This is a genomic window from Acinetobacter endophylla, from assembly GCF_053543775.1.
Genome location: NZ_JBLVOM010000118.1, coordinates 1 through 343 on the forward strand (window position 1 = coordinate 1; position 343 = coordinate 343).

Genomic DNA, 343 nt, shown 5'->3' on the forward strand with positions numbered 1-343 from the left:
CACCGAAGAACAGTATAATTACTCCGGGAGTGGCTAGCTTCGATAAGAAGCTAAGTGAGCAAGCGGATGTGGTTACAGTGATGACGCTGAACGGGAATGCGCTCAGCGGGATAACGAACGGCTCGACACCGTTGGTGCTGGACACGGATTACACCGTAACGGGCAACACGGTGACGATCAAGAAGGAGTACCTTGCCGCGCAAGCGGAAGGCACGACGACACTGACGTTCAGCTTCAGCGCAGGTGCAACACAAACGCTGACGATTACGATCAGCGACACAACAGCAAAAAACAGCGTAATCTCGCCGACAAACGGCAGCTTCGATAAGAAGCTAAGCGAACA

1 protein-coding gene is annotated in these 343 nt (G+C 53.1%); it reads left to right on the forward strand.

Annotated features, from left to right (window positions below):
- Positions 1-77: 77 nt before the first annotated feature.
- Positions 78-343: X2-like carbohydrate binding domain-containing protein (locus tag ACNPNW_RS05540; protein WP_448766683.1), on the forward strand; the 266-nt coding region annotated here is incomplete at its 3' end.